We start from the raw sequence: 17,838 nt of genomic DNA, 5'->3' as shown, positions 1-17,838 counted from the left end.
GCCCCCTCAGGCCGTGGCCGCCCCCGGTGCCGGTGGGCTCAGGTGATCGGCGAGCCAGGTCGGGAGGCCGCCCAGCAGGCGGAAGAGGCGGCCGGCCTCCTCACGGAGGCGGGTCGCCTCGGGTTCGGGTTCGGTCTCGGCCAGGGACACCAGGGCGGGGGCGGTGCCGATCAGGTAGCCGAGGTCTTCGCGGAGGCGGAGGGACTCGGCGAAGCCGTGCCGCGCCTCGGCCAGTTCCCCTTCACGCAGGGCCAGTTGGGCGAGGTGGCGCCAGGTGCAGGAGAGGAGGAGCGGGTCGGACTGGGCGGTGGCGCCCGCGTGGGCCCGGCGGTAGGCGGCGCGGGCGGCCTGCGGGGAGTGCGTCAGGTTCTCGGCGAGCAGGCCCCGGCGGAAGTCCAGCAGGGCCCGCCCCGGAGCCCCCGGCGGGATCAGGGCCGCGGCGCGGCCGAGCGCGGCCCGCGCCTCGTCGGCCCGGTCCCGTACCCGGTGGAGCGTGGCGGTGTAGGCGAGCCGGCCCCGCTCGCAGGCGGCCGCCCCGCGCTCCTCGTCGCTGTGGGCCCGCGCCTCGGCGGTGCGCAGCGCGTCCTCGGCCGCCTCCCAGCCCCGCTCGGTGTACAGGCACCGCTCCACCAGCAGCGCCGCCCGCTGGAGCGTCGCCCGGGGGGTGTCCGTGGGCAGGAGGGCCGCCGCGTCGGCCCAGCAGGCCCGTGAGCGCAGCCGCCACACCGCGGTCTGGAGCGGATCGTCATCGGCGGTCGTTCCGTCACCAGACATGGCGGGATGCGCCACGTTGCCCTCCCCGAGCACGCCGTCGAGCTGTTGAGTGCGTGCATTCCAGCACCGATCACCGGGCCGGGCCAAGAGGGTGGGTGAAACTTTTCACAAAGTTGCGGACCGGGGGCCGAACGGCCGTCCCGTGGCGCCGGAAGATCGAATGGGCACCCCGGCGCCGACCGCCGCTGATCACGCCGGTGCGGCGGTCCTCAGCTCATCCGCAGCGCGAGGAAGAAGTCCAGCTTGTCCTCCAGCCGGGACAGGTCCCGGCCCGTCAACTGCTCGATCCGCCCCACCCGGTACCGCAGCGTGTTGACGTGCAGATGCAGCCGGCTCGCGCACCGCGTCCAGGAGCCGTCGCTGTCGAGGAACGCCTCCAGGGTCGGGATCAGCTCGGCCCGGTGGCGCCGGTCGTACTCGGTGAGCGGGTCCAGCAGCCGGGCGGTGAAGGCGCGCCGCACGTCGTCCGGGACGAACGGCAGCAGCAGCACGTGCGAGGCCAGCTCCTGGTGCCCCGCCGCGCACACCCGGCCGGGCCGGGCCGCGGCGACCCGGCGGGCGTGCCGGGCCTCCTCCAGCGCCCCGCGCAGCCCCTCCGCCGAGTGCACGGCGGCGGACACACCCAGGGTGAGCCGTCCGTCGCCCTCCAGTCCCGCCGACAGCGCCTCGCGCACCGAGCGCAGCAGCGCGTCGGCCTGCAGCCCGGTCTCGGAGCCGTCGTGCTCGGCGGAGACGGCGGGCAGCGGCACCAGCGCCACCGCCTCGTCCCCCAGGTGCGCGACGGCGACCCGGTCCGCCGGTTCCGGGCCGGTGGCCAGCGGGTCGACGAGGACCTCCTCCAGCAGCGACTGGGCGACCGGCCCGCCCGCCACCGTGCCGTCCTCCCACTCGACCCGGGCCACGACGACCTGCCAGTGCGGCGCGGCCCCGAGCCCCGGCAGCAGCACGGGCGCGGCGACCCTGAGGCGCGCCGCGATCTCGGCGGGCGCGGCCCCGCTCTGCACCAGCTCCAGCACCTCCTGGGCGAGCCGGCGCCGCACCGTACGGGCGGCGTCGCGCCGGTCCCGCTCGACGGCGATGAGCTGGGTGACGCCCCGGAGCAGGTCGAGCCGCTCCTCGGGCCAGTCGGCGGCGTCGGCCTCGACGGCCAGCAGCCAGTCCGACAGGGCGGTCTCCCGCACGTCCGGCACCGCCTGCGGCGCGCGGCCGGAGGAGCGGACCGGGAACAGCGAGTACGTGACGCCGTCGAGCTGCACCCGGTGCGGCCCCCGCCGCCCGGTGCGTACGGCGGCCAGGTGCTCGGCGGCGAGCCGCGCACAGGTCTCCTGCCCCAGCGCCGGGCCCGCGACCTTGGACCCGGCGATCAGGCGGCCCGTGGGGGAGAGCACCCAGGCGCGCAGGTCGAGGTCGCTGCCGAGCAGGTCGAGGACCACGTCGGGGCCGCCGCCCGCCGGGCCGGAGGTCATCATGCGCCGGTGCCGGTCCACCACGGCGGCGAGGTCGCCGGCGCGCTCGCCGGAGACCTGGCGCACCACGTGCTCGGTGATGGTGGCGAAGGCCACCGACTCGTGCACCGCGAACAGCGGCATCCGGTGCTGGGCGCAGGCCACCACCAGGTCCTCGGGTATGTCTCCCAGCTCCGCCTCACCGGCGGCCAGGGCGGTGACCCCGGCCTGCACCAGGAGGCGGACGAACGGCTCGGAGTCGGCGGCGTCCCGGCGCCAGGCGAGGCCCGTGAGGACCAGCTCGCCGCCGGAGAGGTAACGGCTGGGGTCCCGCAGGTCGGTCGTCATGACCCCGCGGACCGTGCGGTCCAGTTCGTCCTCGCCGCCGAGCAGCCGCAGCCCCAGCGCATCGGTGTCCAGCAGTGCGCGCAGCCGCATCTCGTCGCCGCCGTTCTGTGTCGAAACTCTTCGTGATCTGGATGGGTGACGGAGGCGGAGCCGGTGCGGGGCGCGCGGGCCGTGCCCCGCACCTGCGGTGTCTCCTGTGTTTCCGGAGGAAAACGGAGGGGTTGCCGAGGGCCTTCGTTCATACGAATCTACAAGATGACCACAGTGGCCAGCCAACTCCTTCGGGTTTTCGGTGACTGACACCGTTGGAAGAAGGACCGGTGTACTGACTTCACGAGCCCCGTGTCATGAGACGGAAGAAGAGAGCCGGGCCATGGAATTCCTTCGCCCCGCAAGCTGGCAGGAGGCGCTCGCCGCGAAGGCCGAGCACCCCACCGCCGTGCCGATCGCCGGGGGCACCGATGTGATGGTGGAGATCAACTTCGACCATCGCCGCCCCACCCATCTCCTCGACCTCACCCGCATCGGCGAGCTGACCGAGTGGGAGACCGGCACGGACTCCGTACGCCTGGGCGCCTCCGTCCCGTACGCCCGGATCATGCGCCACCTGCGCGCCGAGCTGCCCGGTCTCGCGCTCGCCGCGCACACCGTCGCCTCGCCGCAGATCCGCAACCGGGGCGGGGTCGGCGGCAACCTCGGCACCGCCTCGCCCGCCGGTGACGCCCACCCGGCGCTGCTCGCGGCCGGAGCCGAGGTCGAGGCGGAGTCGGCGGCGCGCGGCACCCGGCTCATCCCCGTCGACGCCTTCTACACCGGGGTCAAGCGCAACGCCCTGGAGCCCGACGAGCTGATCCGTGCCGTCCGGATCGCCAAGGCGGACGGCCCCCAGCAGTACTCCAAGGTCGGCACCCGCAACGCCATGGTCATCGCGGTGTGCGCCTTCGGCCTCGCCCTGCACCCCGAGACCCGTACCGTCCGTACCGGCATCGGCTCCGCCGCGCCCACCCCGATCCGGGCCGAGGCGGCCGAGCAGTTCCTCAACTCGGCTCTGGAGGAAGGCGGGTTCTGGGAGAGTGGACGGATCGTCGAGCCCTCGGCCGTGAAGCAGTTCGCCGCCCTGTGCGCCGCCGCCTGCAACCCCATCGACGACGTGCGCGGCACCGCCGGCTACCGGCGCCACGCGATCGGCGTGCTGGCCCGCCGCACGCTGACATGGGCCTGGGAGTCCTACCGGGGCGGGCGCCGAGCCACCGAAGGAGCCGCGTGATGCGCGTCAGTCTGACCGTCAACGGACGCCCCCAGCAGGCCGACGACGTCTGGGAGGGCGAGTCCCTGCTCTACGTGCTGCGCGAACGCCTCGGCCTGCCCGGCGCCAAGAACGCCTGCGAGCAGGGCGAGTGCGGCTCCTGCACCGTCCGCCTGGACGGCGAGCTGGTCTGCTCCTGCCTGGTCGCGGCCGGCCAGGCCGAGGGCCGCGAGGTCGTCACCGTCGAGGGCCTGGCCGACCACGCCGAGGGGCGCCGCACCACCGCGCCCGGCGTCGGCCTGGACGAGGCCGGGCGCTGGCAGCCGGTGCCGGGGGAGGGCACCCGACTGGCGCCCGTCCAGCAGGCGTTCATCGACGCCGGCGCCGTCCAGTGCGGCTTCTGCACCCCCGGCCTGCTGGTCGCCGCCGACGACCTCCTGGAACAGAACCCGGAGCCCACCGACGCCGACATCCGCGAGGCGCTCTCCGGCAACCTGTGCCGCTGCACCGGCTACGAGAAGATCATGGACGCGGTCCGCCTGGCGGCCGCCCGGCAGGCCGAGGAGGTCTGACATGCCCGCATCCGGACCGGCCGGCGTCCCGACGAAGATCACTCAGGGCGCCCAGACGGCGGGCGGCATCGGCGAGTCCACGCTCCGCCCGGACGGCATCCTCAAGGTCACCGGCGAGTTCGCCTACTCCTCCGACCTGTGGCACGAGGACATGCTCTGGGGCCACCTGCTGCGGTCCACCGTCGCCCACGCCGAGATCGTGAGCATCGACGTCTCCGAGGCCCTCGCCCTGCCCGGCGTGCACGCCGTCCTGACCTACGACGACCTGCCCACCGACGTGCGCACCTACGGCCTGGAGATCCAGGACACCCCGGTCCTCGCCCACGGCAAGGTCCGCCACCACGGGGAACCCGTCGCCGCCGTCGCCGCCGACCACCCGGAGACCGCCCGCCGGGCCGCCGCCAAGATCCGGGTCGAGTACCGCGAACTGCCGGTCATCACCGACGAGTTCTCCGCCACCGCCCCCGACGCGGTCCTGGTCCACGAGGGGCGCACCGACCTCTCCCAAGGGCCTACGACAGGCTCCGGTCCAGGGGGGACCCCCCTCGCCCCCTACGTGACCCACCCCAACATCCTGCACCGCCAGCCCATCGTGCGCGGCGACGCGGCCGCGGCCGCCGGGCGGGCCGATGTGATCGTGCGCGGCGAGTACACCTTCGGCATGCAGGACCAGGCGTTCCTCGGCCCCGAGTCCGGACTCGCGGTGCCCGAGGAGGACGGCGGGGTCCACCTCTACATCGCCACCCAGTGGCTCCACTCGGACCTGCGTCAGATCGCTCCCGTCCTGGGCCTGCCCGAGGACAAGGTCCGCATGACGCTGGCCGGCGTGGGCGGCGCGTTCGGCGGCCGCGAGGATCTGTCGATGCAGATCCACGCCTGCCTGCTGGCCCTGCGCACCGGCCGGCCGGTGAAGATCGTCTATGACCGGTTCGAGTCCTTCTTCGGCCATGTCCACCGCCACCCCGCCAAGCTGACCTACGAGCACGGCGCGACCCGGGACGGCCTGCTCACCCATGTGAAGTGCCGGATCGTCCTGGACGGCGGCGCCTACGCCTCCGCCTCCCCGGCCGTCGTCGGCAACGCCGCCTCCCTCGGCATCGGCCCGTACGACGTCGGCGACGTCGACATCGAGGCCGTCGCGCTCTACACCAACAACCCGCCCTGCGGGGCGATGCGCGGCTTCGGCGCGGTCCAGGCGTGCTTCGCCTACGAGGCCCAGATGGACAAGCTGGCGAAGGAACTCGGCCTCGACCCGGTGGAGTTCAGGCAGCGCAACGCGATGGAGCAGGGCAGCACCCTGCCCACCGGCCAGGTGGTGGACTCGCCCGCGCCGGTCGCCGAACTCCTGCGCCGCGTCAAGGCGATGCCCATGCCGCCCGAGCGCCAGTGGGAGTCCAGCGAGGGCGCCGACGTGCGCCAGTTGCCCGGCGGCCTCTCCAACACCACGCACGGCGAAGGGGTGGTGCGCGGGGTCGGGTACGCGGTCGGCATCAAGAACGTCGGTTTCTCCGAGGGCTTCGACGACTACTCCACCGCCCGGGTCCGCATGGAGGTCGTCGCCGGGGAACCGGTCGCCGTCGTGCACACGGCGATGGCGGAGGTCGGCCAGGGCGGGGTCACCGTGCACGCGCAGATCGCCCGCACCGAACTCGGCGTGGAGAAGGTCACCATCCAGCCCGCCGACACCCGTGTGGGCAGCGCCGGTTCGACCTCCGCCTCCCGGCAGACCTACGTCACAGGCGGCGCCGTCCGCAACGCCTGCGCGCTCGTGCGGGAGCGGGTGCTGGAGATCGGGCGCCGCAAGTTCGGTACGTACCACCCGGCTTGGGCGACCGCCGAACTCCTGCTGGAGCGCGGCAAGGTGGTCACCGACGGCGGCGAGGTGCTGGCCGACCTCGCCGACGTGCTGGAGGGGGAGAGCGTCGAGGTCGAGCGGGAGTGGCGGCACCGGCCGACCCAGCCCTTCGACCGGAGCACCGGCCAGGGCAACGGCCATGTGCAGTACTCCTTCGCCGCGCACCGCGCCGTCGTGGAGGTCGACACCGAACTCGGCCTGGTCAAGGTGGTCGAGCTGGCCTGCGCCCAGGACGTCGGCAAAGCCCTCAACCCGCTCTCCGTCGTCGGCCAGATCCAGGGCGGCACCGTGCAGGGGCTCGGGGTCGCGGTGATGGAGGAGATCCTCGTGGACCCGGTGACGGCGAAGGTGCGCAACCCGTCCTTCACCGACTATCTGATCCCGACCATCCTCGACACCCCCACCATCCCGGTCGACATCCTCGAACTCGCCGACCACCACGCCCCCTACGGGCTGCGCGGCGTCGGCGAGGCCCCCACCCTGTCGTCCACCCCGGCGGTGCTGGCCGCCATCCGTGCCGCGACCGGACTCGAACTGAACCGCACCCCGGTCCGGCCCGAGCACCTCACCGGCACGGCATGAGAGCGATGCGTCAGGAGGCCGTCGGATGCTGGACATCGCCGAGGAACTGAGCGCGTGGGCCGCCGAGGGCCGGGACTTCGCGGTCGCCACCGTGGTCGCCGTCAGCGGCAGCGCCCCCCGCAGCCCCGGCGCCGCCCTCGCGGTCGACGCCCGGGGCACGGCCGTCGGGTCGGTCTCCGGCGGCTGCGTGGAGGGCGCGGTGTACGACCTGTGCCAACAGGCGCTGGCGGACGGCAGGCCCGTACTGGAGCGCTTCGGCTACGACGACGAGGGCGGCCTGGGCGTGGGGCTGACCTGCGGCGGAGCCATCGACGTCCTGGTGGTCCCGGTCCGCGCCGACAGCCGTCACCGGCCGGTGCTCGCGGCCGCGCTGGAAGCCGCCGCCGACAGCCGGGCCGTGGCACTCGCCCGGATCACGGCCGGCCCGCCCGAACTGCTCGGCGGCGCGCTCCTGATCGACGGAGACGGCACCCCGCGCGGCGGCCTCGGCGGCCACCCGGACCTCGACCGTACGATCGCCGCCGAGGCGGCCGCCTTCCTGGACGCGGGCCGCACCGGCACCGTGGAGGTGGGGGCACGCGGCGCGCGCTGCGGGAGCCCGGTCACCGTGTTGATCGAGGCGGCCGTCCCCCCGCCCCGGATGATCGTGTTCGGCGCCGTCGACTTCGCGGCCGCGCTGGTCCGCGTCGGCAAATTCCTCGGGTACCACGTCACGGTGTGCGACGCCCGCCCGGTGTTCACCACCCCCGCCCGGTTCCCCGAGGCCGACGAGGTCGTGGTCGACTGGCCGCACCGCTACCTGGAGCGCACCGCGACCGACGCCCGCACGGTGCTGTGCGTCCTCACCCACGACCCCAAGTTCGACGTACCGCTGCTCCGGCTGGCCCTCGGCCTGCCCGTCGCCTACGTCGGCGCGATGGGCTCCCGGCGCACCCACCTCGACCGGCTGGAGCGGCTGCGCGAGGCGGGAGTGAAGGACCGCCGACTGGCCCGGCTGCGCTCGCCGATCGGGCTCGACCTCGGCGCCCGCACCCCGGAGGAGACGGCGCTGTCCATCGCGGCGGAGATCGTCGCCGCCCGGCGCGGCGGCACCGGCGTCTCCCTGACCGGCGCCCACACCCCGATCCACCGCGACCTCCCCCTGCGGGTGGGCTCGCCCGCCTGAGCGGCGGGCGCGGAAAAACCGGTTACGGCCCCCGCGTCGGGCGTGCTTGCATGACGCCATGCTTCCCGCCGACCGGCTTCTCGCCTTCGCCGCGCTGTCCCTGCTGCTGATCGTGGTGCCGGGGCCGAGCGTGCTGTTCGTCGTCGGCCGGGCGCTCACCCACGGGCGCCGGGCGGCCCTCACCACCGTCCTCGGGAACACGCTGGGCGCCTGTGTGCTCGTCGCGGCCGTGGCGCTCGGTGTCGGGTCGGTCGTGGAACGCTCGGTCCTCGCCTTCACCGTGCTCAAGCTCGCGGGCGCCGCCTACCTGGTGTACCTGGGGGTCACGGCGTGGCGGCGGCGCGGCTCGCTGCGGGCCGCGTTCACCCCGCACGCCCCGGCGCACAGCGGGCCGCGCACCCTCATGGACGGGTTCGTGGTCGGGGTGGCCAACCCCAAGACGATCGTGTTCTTCGCCGCCGTCCTGCCCCAGTTCACCGCCCCCGACCGGGGCCGGGTGCCCCTCCAGATGCTGCTGCTCGGGCTGGTGTTCAACGCCATCGCGCTCGTCTGCGACAGCGTCTGGGGGCTTGCCGCCTCGGCCGCGCGGGACTGGTTCGCCCGCTCACCGCGCCGGCTGGCGGCCGTCGGCGGCGCGGGCGGGCTCGCCATGGTCGGGCTCGGGGTGACGGTCGCGGTCACGGGCCGTACGGACTGACGGTCCACGCGCCCCGAGTCCCACGCGCCCCGATCTCCCCGGCGCTGCGAGTTCCCCGCCCCCAAGCCAGACGCACCCTCACGGCCCCGCGCGGCCGGCCGAGGGCTCACTCCTGCCTGAGCAGCCCGTTCACCACGCGTCCGAACATCCACTGCGCGGCGCTCGTCACCACGCCGTCGAAGACGCGGGGCAGGAAGGACACGCGCAGTTCCTCCCGCCACACCACCCGGGCCCGGCCGCCGGGCCCCGGCCGTACCTCGATCTCCGCCCAGCCGAGCACCACCCGGCCGCGTTTCTCCAGCCGGCAGAACCCGGGTTCGCCCTCCAGCGGAGGGCGCCACACGGTGATGTCCATCGGATCGTCGAAGACCAGCGGGCCGACACCCGTACGGGCCAGGATGCGGGTGCCCACCCCGGTCGGCGGGGGCGTCACCACCGTCATCCGGGTGAGCGGGACCAGAACCCCGTGCCGGGGCCAGTCGGTGAGCCGGCGCCACGCCTCGGCGGGCGAGAGGGGGACGGTGCGTTCGAGCGTGAAGAGAGACACGCCCCGATCGTAGGGAATCGCCGTACGCCACCTGGGGGTTCACCCCGGCGGATCACCTGCCCGGCGGATGGACCGGAGTGCCACCGGCGCACGCGGGTCCCCGCACGCCCGCCGGCACGCCCCCGGAGCGTGCCCTCACGAACCATGGATAGGGAGGCGCTGCGGGCCGCTCGTGGTGGCTCGCAGCGCCCCCCTGGTCATGCACCCGAGCGTGCTCGGGAAATCTTCCGGGTCACGAGTTGACCTGCGCGGTCACCAGGCTGGAGAAGGTGGTCAGCCGGGTGTAGACCCCCGGGTAACCGGCCTCCGCGCAGCCCTCGCCCCAAGAAGTGATCCCTGCCAGGACGCCCCCGATGATCAGGGGACCGCCGCTGTCGCCCTGGCAGGTGTCGACGCCACCGGAGGTGAGTCCGGCGCAGACCATGTCGGACTGGACGAAGTCCGAACCGTAGGAGCTACGGCAGCTGGAGTCGGACACGGTCGGCACCGTCGCGGTCCGAAGCTGGTTGGAGGAGCTGCCGTTCTCCGAGGTGGTGCCCCAGCCGAGGATGCGGGCCGTGGTGCCGGCCGCGTACACACCGGTCTGGGAGGAGGAGACGTAGGACACCGGGGTGTACGGCATCAACGTCGACAGGGTCAGCACGGCCACGTCGTCGCCGCGGGTGGCGTCGGTGTAGTCCGGGTTGATCCAGATCTTGCTGACGCGGCTCACCGTGCCGTTGGTGCCGTTCAGGTACGTGCGGCCACCGACCACCCGGACGCTGCTCGTCGACTCGCCGACCATGCAGTGGGCCGCCGTGACCACCTTCTTGGCGGACACCAGGGTGCCGCCGCAGAACTGACTGCCGGACGCGTCCGTGATCTGCATGACGTACGGGTACGCGGTCGTGGTGGTGGTCGTGCCGCCCACGATGGGCTGGGGAGCGGCGCTCGCCGCGGGGGCGGCCACGAGCGCGGTCGCCGCGGCGGCGGCGGTCGCCAGCACGGTCACGGCGGTCTTTCTGGCACGTCTGAGCCCGAACATGAGTCTCCTCAGTGGGGGTTGCCGGTGGGGTTCGCGCGGGTGTGGGGGTGGTGCACGGGGACGGGGCACCCCCGACTCCGGTGGAGCGGAGAGGGGCGGGATTCCGAACCCGTGTGCCCGGCGAGCGGCACGCCCCTCACGCTAGGACCCGGAACTCCCGCCTCCCAATGAGGGAACCCCCTAGGGGGTCAGGGGAGGGAAAACCCTCGGTCCGGCTCAGTTAACCGGGGGCGCCGTCACTTCGCGCGGCGACCTGCGGCCAATCGGACGATGTCCACCCGTGAGCGGATGCCCAGCTTCCGGTACACCCGGGTCAGGGTCGCCTCCACCGTCTTCACGCTCACGAACAGCCGTGCGGCGATCTCCCGGTTGGTGGCGCCCTCCATCACCAGCGCGGCCACCTGACGCTCCATCGCGGCCAGTCCCGCCAGCGCGTCCAGCGTCTCCGGGGCGCCCGGCACGGACAGGGGCGACGCGGGCTCCGGCGTGCTGCGGGCCTCGTCCACCTGGCCCAGCCACGGCAGCGCCCGGCAGCGCCGGAACAGCCGGGTCGCCTCGTCGTACACGGTGCCCTTACGGCGGACCCCCTCCGGGGAACGGGCGCGGAGCTGGGCCAGGGCGAACGCGGCGCGGGCCGCCTCCAGCCCGTAGCCCAGTCCGGTGAGCCGGTCCTGAGCGGACGTCAGCCGGCCTGCCGCGCCCTCCCGGTCGCCGCGGGCCGCCCGCACCAGGGCCTCCGCCCGGTCCAGGACCGCGAGAACGCTCGCCCGGCCGAGGCGCTCGGCGTGCTCCCGGCTGGTGTCGATGAGGTCCTGCGCCTCGGCGGGTTCCCCGATGCGGACCAGCGCCTCCGCGAGGTCCCCCTGCCAGCGGCCGCGCGCCGGGTCGGTGATGCCGAGGTCCTGTTCCAGACGGCGTACCCGGCGCAGCGCGCGCACCGTCCCGGCCGCGTCCCCGGCCACCAGCTGGGCGTACCCGAGGGCGGCGAGCGCCCGTGAGAGGTACATCTGGTCGCCGTCCTGCTCGGCGTGCTCCACCGCCTCGTGGGCGAGCGACAGCGCCCGGCCCACGTCCCCGCCGGACGCCTCGGCCATCGAGGTCAGCATGGCGGAGGCGGTCTCCCCGATCCCGGAGTCCCGCGCGAGCCTGAGCGCCTCGCGGGCCAGCTCCAGCGCGCGCCCGCAGTGCCCGGCGTGCAGCTCGGTCTCGGCGAGCCCGCGCAGGAAGTGCACCTCGCTCTCCACCGAACCCCGCCGCCGCACCTCGCCCAGCAGCGCGGTCACCGTGCCGCGCGCCTCGGCCAGCCGGTCGCCCATGACCAGCCAGCGGAACCGCGCGCTGCCCGCCCCGTTGTGATGGCACGCCACCGACGCGTCCTGCGGCTCGCGCAGTGCCCGCTTGATGGTGCGGGGCGCCTCCGGATGGCCCATCAGGGTCTCCGTCTGCGCCTGGAAGGCCAGCGCCATCAGCTCGGTGCGCCGGTCCCCGCCGTGCTCGGCCAGCGCGGCCGCGTGCGCCGCGGCGGTACGGGCCTCGGTGAAGTCGCCCTGCACGATCAGCGCCCGCCAGGCGAGCTGGTAGTTGACCAGGGCCAGCAGCCGGGGGTCCTGCCCGGCGTCGGCGAGTGCCTGGGGGAAGACGGCGTCCACCTCGGCCATGGTGTGCCCCGCGGTGTCGATGACGACGATCCAGGCCCGCACCCGTTCGGCGGCCACGGTGGTACGGCTCAGCACCTCGCGGGCGATGTCCCGGGCCAGGTCGACCTCGCCGGCCGTGATCGCGTCCTCGGCGGCGGTCAGCCGGCGCTCCTCGGCGCCGGGCACGCCGTCGGCCGGGGTGCGGCGCGCGGCCAGCAGGCCGAGCTGGGCGGCGACCGAGGGCGCGCCCCGGTCGCGGGCGAGAGTCGCGGCCCCGGCGAGCTTCGCCGCCACCTCCGGATCGGTGCCGGTGGTGGCGAGCGCCAAGTGGCGGGCGCGCTCGATCGGGTCGGAGGCGGCGGTGGACAGGGCCGCGTGCGCGGCCCGCCGCTCCGGCGCGGGTGCCTCGGCGTACAGGGCGGCGGAGATGAGGGGGTGTGCGAACCGGACGGCCGGAGCCTCCGGCTCGGTGGCGAGCAGGCCGAGTTCGGCGGCCTGGGCGCACTCCGCCTCGGCGTTCTCCCGGCCGGCCGCGTGCAGCAGGGCCGGGGTGGGGCGGGCGCCGGCGCTGGCCACCAGCAGGGTGCGGCGGGCCTCCACCGAGAGCATGTCCAGCCGGCTGAGGACCAGGGCGCGCAGCGAGGTCGGCACCGGCAGCGGCTCGCCGGGCCGGGGCGGGGTCGGGCTGTCGGCGAGCGCGCGGCTCAGCTCCAGCGCGAACAGCGGGTTGCCGCCGCTGGTGCGGTGGATCTCGCGGACCGTGGAGCGGGGGAGCGCGCCGTGGCCCCGGTGGTCGAGCAGCCGGGCCACCTGGGCGCGGTTGAGGGGGCCGAGGCGGACGGCGGCGGTGTCCGGGGGACAGGCGCGCAGATGACGGTCGTACTCCTGGCTCTCCGGGCCCTCGGTGCGTACCGCGCACAGCAGTTGCACCGGGGTGCCGCCCAGGCGGCGGGCGGCGAAGCCCAGGAGCTCGGCGCTGGCCGGGTCGAGCCACTGGAGGTCGTCGGCGACCAGCAGGACCGGCCCGCGCGAGGCGAGGGCGCGCAGGGCGGAGAGCACCGCCAGGCGCAGGGCGAGGCCGTCGCGCTGGAGGCTGGACTCGCCCCGGCCGGTGAGCGCTGACTCCAGCGCGGTCAGCTGGGCCGAGGGGAGGTGCGGCGCGATCTCGTCCAGGACCAGCCCGAGGAGGTCGGCCAGGGCGAGGAAGGGCAGATGCGATTCGGACTCGGTGGCCGAGCAGCGCAACACGGTGTGCGCGGTGGCACCGTATTCCTCGGCCAATGCCCGCAGGAAGGTCGATTTCCCTATTCCGGCCGGGCCGTGCACCAGCACACTGCCGCCCGAGGAGAGCTGTTCCTTCGCGTCGGCGAACAGTTCCTCGCGGCCGATGAGCAGGTCGGGGCGGCATCGGGCAGGCTCCTGGAAGTCCCGTCGCACGGTTCGCCCGCTCCCCTCGTGTGTCGTGTCCGGGCCAAATTCTAGGCAACGGAGCCCGTAATTCGGCGAGAAGTCGTGGTGAGGGAAATAACAGCCCGTCAAGCATCGTGCAATTCAAAGCGGGCCTATGTGAATGGCATGTTTCGCCGGCGGTTGCCCGGGGACCGGAGTGTCCGGTTCCGGCCCCTAGGGGAGGACCCCGGCCCGGCGAGCCGCCGTCACCGCCTCCCCCCGGGTGTGCGCGCCCAGTTTGCGCATCGCCGCGCGCAGATAGCCCTTCACCGTCTCCGGGCGCAGGCCCAGCCGGTCGGCGACGGCCGCGTTGGTGGCACCGGTCGCCACCCAGGTCAGCACGTCCAGCTCGCGCGGGGCCAGCGCCGGACTCGCGTGCGGGGCCGGTGCGGTCAGCAGGTCGCAGGCCGCCAGCAGTTCGGCGCGCAGCTCGGGGTCCGCGATGCGCGGGGCCAGCGCGCGCAGCGCCGCGTGTGCCTCCCGCACGTGCTCCTGGCGGGCCCCCGGTTCCGGTGGGGCGGGCCGGAGCGCGGCCAGCAGACCCCGCGCCTCGTCCCGTACCGCGAGCGCCCGCTCCACCTCGCGGGCCGCCGCCACCGCACCGCCCAGCGCCCGGTCGCCCAGGGGCTGGGGGGTGCGCAGCGCGCCGTACAGCACCCCTCGCACCCGGTGCCGTACCACCAGCGGCACCGCGAGCACCGAGCGCAGGCCCTCGGCGGCCACCGGAGCGTCGTACTCGTGGCTGATCCGGCGGGAACTGGAGTAGTCCGGCACCGCGCACGCCCGGCCCAGCGCCACCGCCCGGCCGCCGAGCCCGGTGCCGGAGGTCACCACCAGCGAGCGCAGCGCGCCCGTGGCGGTGCCGCTCAGCTCGCTGATCCGGATCTGCGCCGCGCCCGGGCCGACCGCTCCGCCGAACGCGACCGGCAGTCCCGTCGCGCGCCGCAGCCCGGCGAGCGCACCCCGAATCTCCGCCGTCGCCACGGCATCTGCTGCCACCTTCTCGCTCCTTCGTGCCGCCACCCCCGTTCGGGGGTGGTGAGACCCGCATCACGGATTAGACGATGGGGGAGAGCCGCCCGGCAATGGTCCGGGACGCGGGAGTGCGGCGGCGGTGGACGGCCGCGGCAGCGAGGAGGACACGGATGACGACCCCGACGGAGCTGTTCCGCAGCGCCCGCGATTTCCTGCTGGAGCACCGGGAGGACTACCAGGGTGCCTACGACGGCTTCCGCTGGCCCGGGTTCGAGCACTTCAACTGGGCGCTGGACTGGTTCGACGTGATCGCGGAGGGCAACGACCGCACCGCCCTGCACATCGTGGAGGAGGACGGCAGCGAGACCCGGCTCTCCTTCGCCGAACTGTCCGACCGCTCCGACCGGGTGGCCAACCACCTGAAGGCGCTGGGCGTCGGCGCGGGGGACCGGGTCCTCGTCATGCTCGGCAACCAGGCCGAGCTGTGGGAGACCATGCTCGCCGCGATGAAGCTGCGTGCCGTGGTCATTCCGGCCACCCCGCTGCTCGGCCCCGCCGACCTGCGGGACCGGGTCGACCGGGGCGAGGTCGCGCATGTGATCGCGCGCGCCGAGGACACCGCCAAGTTCGACGAGGTCCCGGGCACCTACACCCGGATCTCGGTCGGCGGCCTGCCCGAGGAGGCGTGGGAGCCGTACGAGGACGCCTACGCGGTGCCCGGCGGGTTCCTGCCCGACGGGCCGACCCTCGCCGACGATCCGCTGATGCTGTACTTCACCTCCGGGACCACCGCCCGCCCCAAGCTGGTCGAGCACACCCACACCTCGTACCCGGTCGGTCATCTCGCCACCCTGTACTGGATCGGCCTCCGGCCCGGCGACGTCCACCTCAACATCTCCTCGCCCGGCTGGGCCAAGCACGCCTGGTCCAACCTGTTCGCACCCTGGAACGCCGAGGCGACCGTCTTCGTCGTCAACTACTCCCGCTTCGACGCCGCCCGGCTGATGGCCGAGATGGACCGGGCCCGGGTCACCACCTTCTGCGCGCCGCCCACCGTGTGGCGGATGCTGATCCAGGCCGACCTGACCCAGCTCGCCACTCCGCCCCGCGAGGCCGTCGCCGCCGGGGAACCCCTCAACCCCGAGGTGGTCGAACAGGTCCGGCGGGCCTGGGGGGTGACCGTACGGGACGGGTTCGGGCAGACCGAGACGGCCGTACAGATCTCCAACAGCCCCGGCCAGGAGCTGCGTTCGGGCTCCATGGGCCGGCCCAGCCCCGGCTACCGCGTCGAACTCCTCGACCCGGTCACCGGCGCGCCCGGCGCCACCGAGGGCGAGATCGCGCTCGACCTCTCCGCGCGCCCCGTCGGCCTGATGACCGGCTACCACGGCGACCCCGGGCGCACCGCCGAGGCGATGGCCGACGGCTACTACCGCACCGGCGACATCGGCTCCCGCGACGCCGACGGGTACGTCTACTACACGGGTCGGGGAGACGATGTCTTCAAGGCCAGTGACTACAAGATCAGCCCCTTCGAGCTGGAGAGCGCGCTGCTGGAGCACGAGGCGGTGGCCGAGGCCGCGGTGGTGCCCGCGCCCGACGACCTCCGGCTCTCGGTGCCGAAGGCGTACGTGGTGCTCGCCGAGGGCTGGGAGCCCGGACCCGGTACCGCGAAGGCGCTCTTCGAGCACTCCCGTGAGGTGCTCGCGCCCTACAAGCGGCTGCGCAGGCTGGAGTTCGGGCCGCTGCCCAAGACCGTGTCCGGCAAGATCCGCCGCATCGAGCTGCGCGAGGCCACGGCCGCGGGCTCGGCGGACGAGTACCGCGAGGAGGACTTCCGGTGACCCTCTCCTACGCGCACGGCACCGGCGACACCGCCCTGCTCGGTGACACCATCGGCGCCGACCTCGCCCGCACGGCGGCCACCTGGCCGGACCGGGAGGCCCTGGTCGACGTGCCCGCCGGGCGCCGGTGGACCTACGCCGAGTTCGCCGCCGACGTCGAGCGGCTGGCCTGCGCGCTGCTCGCCGCCGGGGTGGCCAAGGGCGACCGGGTGGGCGTCTGGGCGGTCAACCGGGCGGAGTGGGTGCTCGTCCAGTACGCCACCGCGCGGGTCGGCGCGATCATGGTCAACGTCAACCCCGCCTATCGCACCCACGAGGTGGAGTACGTCCTCCGGCAGGCAGGGGTCTCCCTGCTGTTCGCCTCCACCGGGCACAAGGGCAGCGACTACCGGGCCATGGTGGACGAAGTGCGCCCGAAGCTGCCGGAACTGCGGCGGACGGTGTACTTCGGGGACCCGGGCTGGGAGGAGTTCACCGCGCTCGGCACCGGGTTCCCCGCCGAGCGACTGCGGGCGCGGGAAGCCGAGTTGTCCTGCGACGACCCGATCAACATCCAGTACACCTCGGGCACCACCGGTTTCCCGAAGGGTGCCACCCTCTCCCACCACAACATCCTCAACAACGGCTTCTTCGTGGGGGAGCTGGTCGCCTACACCGAGCAGGACCGGATCTGCGTGCCCGTCCCCTTCTACCACTGCTTCGGCATGGTGATGGGCAACCTCGCGGCCACCTCCCACGGCGCCTGCATCGTCATCCCGGCCCCGTCCTTCGAGCCCAGGGCCACCCTGGAGGCGGTCCAGCGGGAGCGGTGCACCTCGCTGTACGGGGTGCCCACGATGTTCATCGCCGAGCTGAACCTCCCCGAGTTCGCGGAGTACGACCTCTCCACCCTGCGCACCGGCATCATGGCGGGCTCGCCCTGCCCGGTGGAGGTGATGAAGCGGGTGGTCGCCGAGATGCACATGGCCGAGGTGTCCATCTGCTACGGCATGACCGAGACCTCCCCGGTCTCCCTGCAGACCCGTGTCGAGGACGACCTGGAGCACCGCACCGGCACGGTCGGCCGCGTGCTGCCGCACCTGGAGGTCAAGGTGGTCGACCCGGCCACCGGCAGCACCCTGCCCCGTGGCGGGACGGGCGAGCTGTGCACCCGTGGCTACAGCGTCATGCTCGGCTACTGGGAGGAGCCCGAGAAGACCGCCGAGGCCGTCGACGCCGGCCGCTGGATGCACACCGGCGACCTCGCCCTGATGCGCGAGGACGGCTATGTGGAGATCGTCGGCCGCATCAAGGACATGATCATCCGGGGTGGCGAGAACATCTACCCGCGCGAGATCGAGGAGTTCCTCTACGCCCACCCCAGGATCCGGGACGTCCAGGTGGTCGGCGTGCCGCACGAGCGGTACGGCGAGGAGGTCCTCGCGTGTGTCATCCCGCTCGACCCGGCCGACCCGCTCACGCTGGACGAACTGCGCGCCTTCTGCCGGGACCGGCTGGCCCACTACAAGATCCCGAGCCGGCTCCGGCTCCTCGACGCCTTCCCGATGACGGTGTCGGGCAAGGTCCGCAAGGTGGAACTGCGCCGCGGTCACGACTCCTGACATGCCTGCGGGGCGCGGTCGCCCCCGTGGCCTTCCGGCCGGAACCGCGCCCCACAAGTCCCCCGTCCGCAAGGCCC

13 protein-coding genes are annotated in these 17,838 nt (G+C 74.0%); 7 read left to right on the top strand and 6 right to left on the bottom strand.

Going from position 1 to position 17,838, the window contains the following annotated elements; genetic code table 11:
• Nucleotides 1-6: 6 nt before the first annotated feature.
• Both EV284_RS21970 and EV284_RS21965 read right to left on the bottom strand, forming a co-directional pair.
• On the bottom strand, nt 7-774 hold the full coding sequence (locus tag EV284_RS21970) for a hypothetical protein (protein ID WP_130336857.1): 768 nt from the start codon (nt 772-774) through the stop codon (nt 7-9).
• 209 nt (nt 775-983) lie between these two features.
• Nucleotides 984-2,657, bottom strand: a complete 1,674-nt coding sequence (locus EV284_RS21965; protein ID WP_130336855.1) for a PucR family transcriptional regulator — start codon at nt 2,655-2,657, stop codon at nt 984-986.
• A 283-nt stretch (nt 2,658-2,940) separates the two neighbouring features.
• Between EV284_RS21965 and EV284_RS21960 the strand changes: the two genes are divergently transcribed.
• The 5 genes from EV284_RS21960 to EV284_RS21940 are packed head-to-tail and all read left to right on the top strand — an operon-like array spanning nt 2,941 to nt 8,684.
• The gene (locus EV284_RS21960) at nt 2,941-3,834 is read left to right on the top strand and encodes an FAD binding domain-containing protein (protein WP_130337456.1); all 894 of its coding nucleotides are present in this window, start codon (nt 2,941-2,943) and stop codon (nt 3,832-3,834) included.
• The gene (locus EV284_RS21955) at nt 3,834-4,385 is read left to right on the top strand and encodes a (2Fe-2S)-binding protein (protein ID WP_130336853.1); all 552 of its coding nucleotides are present in this window, start codon (nt 3,834-3,836) and stop codon (nt 4,383-4,385) included. Before EV284_RS21960 ends, EV284_RS21955 begins: the two co-directional genes overlap by 1 nt.
• 1 nt (nt 4,386) lies before the next feature.
• Nucleotides 4,387-6,822 (top strand): molybdopterin cofactor-binding domain-containing protein, encoded by a 2,436-nt coding sequence (locus EV284_RS21950; protein ID WP_130336851.1) that lies wholly within the window; start codon nt 4,387-4,389, stop codon nt 6,820-6,822.
• Between the two features lie 25 nt (nt 6,823-6,847).
• Nucleotides 6,848-7,987, top strand: coding sequence for an XdhC/CoxI family protein (locus EV284_RS21945; RefSeq protein WP_130336849.1), 1,140 nt, complete (start codon nt 6,848-6,850; stop codon nt 7,985-7,987).
• A gap of 58 nt (nt 7,988-8,045) precedes the next feature.
• Nucleotides 8,046-8,684, top strand: coding sequence for a LysE family translocator (locus tag EV284_RS21940; RefSeq protein WP_130336847.1), 639 nt, complete (start codon nt 8,046-8,048; stop codon nt 8,682-8,684).
• A 106-nt stretch (nt 8,685-8,790) separates the two neighbouring features.
• Here EV284_RS21940 and EV284_RS21935 read toward each other — a convergent pair whose 3' ends face one another.
• The 4 genes from EV284_RS21935 to EV284_RS21920 all read right to left on the bottom strand — a co-directional run bounded on the left by EV284_RS21935 (nt 8,791) and on the right by EV284_RS21920 (nt 14,340).
• A complete protein-coding gene (locus tag EV284_RS21935) occupies nt 8,791-9,231 on the bottom strand; it encodes an SRPBCC family protein (RefSeq protein WP_130336845.1) in 441 nt (146 codons plus the stop codon).
• Between the two features lie 232 nt (nt 9,232-9,463).
• A complete protein-coding gene (locus EV284_RS21930; protein WP_130336843.1) occupies nt 9,464-10,255 on the bottom strand; it encodes a serine protease in 792 nt (263 codons plus the stop codon).
• A gap of 236 nt (nt 10,256-10,491) precedes the next feature.
• Nucleotides 10,492-13,329 (bottom strand): LuxR family transcriptional regulator, encoded by a 2,838-nt coding sequence (locus EV284_RS21925; RefSeq protein WP_207229103.1) that lies wholly within the window; start codon nt 13,327-13,329, stop codon nt 10,492-10,494.
• 186 nt (nt 13,330-13,515) lie between these two features.
• Nucleotides 13,516-14,340 carry a LuxR C-terminal-related transcriptional regulator gene (locus EV284_RS21920; protein WP_130336841.1) on the bottom strand — a complete coding sequence of 275 codons (825 nt, stop codon included), beginning with the start codon at nt 14,338-14,340 and terminating at the stop codon, nt 13,516-13,518.
• A gap of 146 nt (nt 14,341-14,486) precedes the next feature.
• Here EV284_RS21920 and EV284_RS21915 point away from each other — a divergent pair, with 146 nt between their 5' ends.
• Together EV284_RS21915 and EV284_RS21910 are read left to right on the top strand one after the other, a co-directional pair.
• Entirely contained in the window at nt 14,487-16,160 is a 1,674-nt protein-coding gene (locus EV284_RS21915) for an AMP-binding protein (RefSeq protein ID WP_130336839.1), read from the top strand.
• Nucleotides 16,157-17,761, top strand: a complete 1,605-nt coding sequence (locus EV284_RS21910) for an AMP-binding protein (RefSeq protein ID WP_130336837.1) — start codon at nt 16,157-16,159, stop codon at nt 17,759-17,761. The genes EV284_RS21915 and EV284_RS21910 overlap by 4 nt, the downstream gene beginning before the upstream one ends.
• The last annotated feature ends 77 nt before the right edge of the window (nt 17,762-17,838 follow it).

The sequence above is a fragment of the Streptomyces sp. BK022 genome (genome assembly GCF_004217355.1).
Taxonomy (GTDB): domain Bacteria; phylum Actinomycetota; class Actinomycetes; order Streptomycetales; family Streptomycetaceae; genus Streptomyces; species Streptomyces griseoluteus.
Note: the sequence above shows the minus strand (reverse complement) of the source record. Positions and strands in the feature narration are given on the sequence as shown.

What these genes read in the sequence shown, in the direction of transcription:
- EV284_RS21970 (WP_130336857.1), bottom strand. Translation starts at nt 774, where the DNA reads ATGTCTGGTGACGGAACGACCGCCGATGACGATCCGCTCCAGACCGCG.
- EV284_RS21965 (WP_130336855.1), bottom strand. Translation starts at nt 2,657, where the DNA reads ATGCGGCTGCGCGCACTGCTGGACACCGATGCGCTGGGGCTGCGGCTG.
- EV284_RS21960 (WP_130337456.1), top strand. Translation starts at nt 2,941, where the DNA reads ATGGAATTCCTTCGCCCCGCAAGCTGGCAGGAGGCGCTCGCCGCGAAG.
- EV284_RS21955 (WP_130336853.1), top strand. Translation starts at nt 3,834, where the DNA reads ATGCGCGTCAGTCTGACCGTCAACGGACGCCCCCAGCAGGCCGACGAC.
- EV284_RS21950 (WP_130336851.1), top strand. Translation starts at nt 4,387, where the DNA reads ATGCCCGCATCCGGACCGGCCGGCGTCCCGACGAAGATCACTCAGGGC.
- EV284_RS21945 (WP_130336849.1), top strand. Translation starts at nt 6,848, where the DNA reads ATGCTGGACATCGCCGAGGAACTGAGCGCGTGGGCCGCCGAGGGCCGG.
- EV284_RS21940 (WP_130336847.1), top strand. Translation starts at nt 8,046, where the DNA reads ATGCTTCCCGCCGACCGGCTTCTCGCCTTCGCCGCGCTGTCCCTGCTG.
- EV284_RS21930 (WP_130336843.1), bottom strand. Translation starts at nt 10,255, where the DNA reads ATGTTCGGGCTCAGACGTGCCAGAAAGACCGCCGTGACCGTGCTGGCG.
- EV284_RS21915 (WP_130336839.1), top strand. Translation starts at nt 14,487, where the DNA reads ATGACGACCCCGACGGAGCTGTTCCGCAGCGCCCGCGATTTCCTGCTG.